Raw genomic sequence first — 2,338 nt, 5'->3', positions numbered from 1 at the left:
ATATGGAGGACCTGGAACCCCATGCCGATCTGCGCCGGGAACTGCTCAAGCGCAGCATACAGGCGGCCGCCGATGATCCCCGGCCGGGTATTTCGGGCGAGGAAATGAAAGCCCTGCTGCGTGAGAAGCGCAAAGAACCCCTGCCCGCGCCGGCCAGATGGGAAAAGCGGTCCCGGCACTGACGCACCGGGGCTTTGTCACTGGCGGCCCTCCGGCCGGCCGGGAGCCGGATGCAGAGCGCGAACGCCTATCGGAAGAAATCTGCTGACAAGCAGCTATCTTTTTATCAGCCGATCGCCCTCACGCGATTGCCTCAAGCCCTTTTTTCTGAACAACCGTCAGCAACCGCAGCGCCGGCCCTCCGGGCTTCTTCACCCCACGCTCCCAATCGGACACAAGTCCCTTGCTCACGTTGAGGTAGCGGGCAAAGACTGGCTGCGAGATATGCTCGCGTTCCCGAATGGAACGGATTTCCTCGGGGGACAGCGGTTCAACCGCTGTCAGGCACCCCTCGTCAAATTCGCGCATCGTCTGCTTGTCGATCGCGCCGGACTCATAGAACCCTTCCATCATCTCATGGACGGCCGCCAGAGCTTCACTCTTGTAAGTCTTGGTCATCGCAATTCACCTTTAGCATGCGACCCGCAGCGACTTCCGTGTCCATCTGCGCATCGGTAAATCCCAGGACTAGCTTTGCAGCCTTCTTCAAGTAGGCTTCTTCCGCGTTATCGAGGTTCGCCATGTCGTTCTTGGCGAACCCGAATGCGAAAACCGCGCGCGTCTGCGTCCGGAAGAAAACCAGCGTTCGAAAACCGCCAGACTTTCCAGCGCCGGGTCGTGCAACGCGCTGCTTGATGAGGCCGGCTCCTAGATCGGCATCTATCTGGCCGCGTTCGGCACGCTCTACAGCCTCACAAAGCATTGCATCGGAGATTTTCTCTTTCCGGGCAAACTTGTGAAACCGGCTGGCTTTGAAAACCCTCACGCGACTTCCTCGTCCATCAATGTATGGCACATAGCGTTACACTTCAAGGGTTTCATTTCGCATCGTCCCTGAGCGCGGTTATTGCCCGCTCAATCGTTTCGGCAAGGGTGATCTCGTGGCGGTCGGCATAGGCATAAATCGCCTCGATGGTGTCGGCCCGCAGACGGGTTGCAAATTGCTCCGTACGGCCTGTCTTGCGCCGCGCGCGGCGCGCCGGCCGCCCAGGTGATGGCGGGACCGATTCGGGCGCTCTCGGCGTCTCACGGAAGCCCGCAGCGCGGGCGGCGGCCTTGACCTCGTTCGGATCGACGGGCGGCACTAGCGGCTTATCCAGCTCGTCGCCAAAGTCGAGCGTGGCGCGTTTCTTGTCGTCGGCGGTCATGCGCCCCCTCCCCTGATGGCATTGATGACGGCTTGTGCGTATTCGCGGGCGTTCTCCTTGGCGGTTTCCAGCCCGGACACATCGGCTTTTTCCAGCTCGTGCAGTGTGCCACCCAGAGAAAATAGGGTCCGATAGGCCGCACGATCGATCAAAGTTGCCGGCAGAACCGGTACCGCAGCGCCGGAAAACTGCTGTTCTATGTCGCGCGCTGTGCGCTCGCGGATCGCGGGCGGCACGCGGGTAAAGAACACGCGATATGGGATTTCCCGGTTCGCCACCTTCCACATTTGGCGCACCAGCTTGACCGATTTCGCCGCCTCGGCCGCGTCCAGAACTGAGCTTTGCAGCGGGATCAGAACCAAATCCGACCGTGCAACGGCGAAACCGATGCGGTCGGTCGCAGTCCCTTCCAGATCGACAATGACGAAATCCGCCTCGGCGCGGGCGTCCTCGATCGTGTCTATGATGGTTTCGGCCGAGTCATCGACAATAAGGCGCAGGAATTCGGGAACCGGGCGAAGCCGCGACCAGGCTTCAAGTGGCCTGTTGGGGTCCGCATCGATCAACGCGACCTTGCGCCCGGCCGCCACCAACTCGCCGGCGAGGACAACGGCCGAAGTCGTTTTGCCGACCCCGCCTTTGCTCGAAACAAATGATATGACCGCCATGCGCCCCCTTTTACCTGATGACCAGCAGCATGTTAGCAGCATGCACTTTATGAGCAGTTAATGAGCCGCTTGCAATCCGCTTATAAATAGATAGCAGCTAGAAAACAGCTGACATTCATAGCACTGCCCTTGCCGCCTGCTTTCTCTCAAAAGCCCATGGGATACTGGCCGCAGGCGGGGCGGTTGGGATTTTTGCTCTTAGGGTGCCGAACCGGACCGCCTATTATGCGGTCCGGAACCGCCGCAGGGCTGCGTAAGCAGCCCGAACAGCGGCGACCGCTTATGTTTTCACACAGAGAATAG

Annotated in this window: 4 protein-coding genes and 1 pseudogene; 1 reads left to right on the top strand and 4 read right to left on the bottom strand. The window is 60.1% G+C overall.

Annotation, left to right across the window (positions count from 1 at the left end):
* Positions 1-182 (top strand): annotated as a pseudogene (locus VQ044_RS24780) (hypothetical protein); the annotation flags it as partial.
* Positions 183-300: 118 nt separating this feature from the next.
* Here VQ044_RS24780 and VQ044_RS24775 read toward each other — a convergent pair.
* Genes VQ044_RS24775 through VQ044_RS24760 form a run of 4 tightly spaced genes read right to left on the bottom strand, consistent with a single transcriptional unit; the run spans position 301 to position 2,035 of the window.
* Complete coding sequence (locus tag VQ044_RS24775; protein WP_327650303.1) at positions 301-618, bottom strand: helix-turn-helix domain-containing protein; 318 nt, start codon at positions 616-618, stop codon at positions 301-303.
* Positions 596-985 carry a type II toxin-antitoxin system RelE/ParE family toxin gene (locus VQ044_RS24770; protein ID WP_327650305.1) on the bottom strand — a complete coding sequence of 130 codons (390 nt, stop codon included), beginning with the start codon at positions 983-985 and terminating at the stop codon, positions 596-598. Before VQ044_RS24770 ends, VQ044_RS24775 begins: the two co-directional genes overlap by 23 nt.
* Before the next feature lie 52 nt (positions 986-1,037).
* Positions 1,038-1,367: a stability/partitioning determinant gene (locus VQ044_RS24765; protein ID WP_327650307.1), complete on the bottom strand. Its 330-nt coding sequence runs from the start codon at positions 1,365-1,367 to the stop codon at positions 1,038-1,040.
* Positions 1,364-2,035 (bottom strand): ParA family protein, encoded by a 672-nt coding sequence (locus tag VQ044_RS24760; RefSeq protein WP_331827867.1) that lies wholly within the window; start codon positions 2,033-2,035, stop codon positions 1,364-1,366. The genes VQ044_RS24765 and VQ044_RS24760 overlap by 4 nt, the downstream gene beginning before the upstream one ends.
* Positions 2,036-2,338 lie beyond the last annotated feature (303 nt).

Source organism: Aurantimonas sp. C2-5-R2 (assembly GCF_036549495.1).
GTDB classification, from domain to species: Bacteria; Pseudomonadota; Alphaproteobacteria; order Rhizobiales; family Rhizobiaceae; genus Aurantimonas; species Aurantimonas coralicida_A.
The sequence above is the reverse complement of the archived record's forward strand: the minus strand, read 5'-3'. Positions and strand labels throughout refer to the sequence as shown.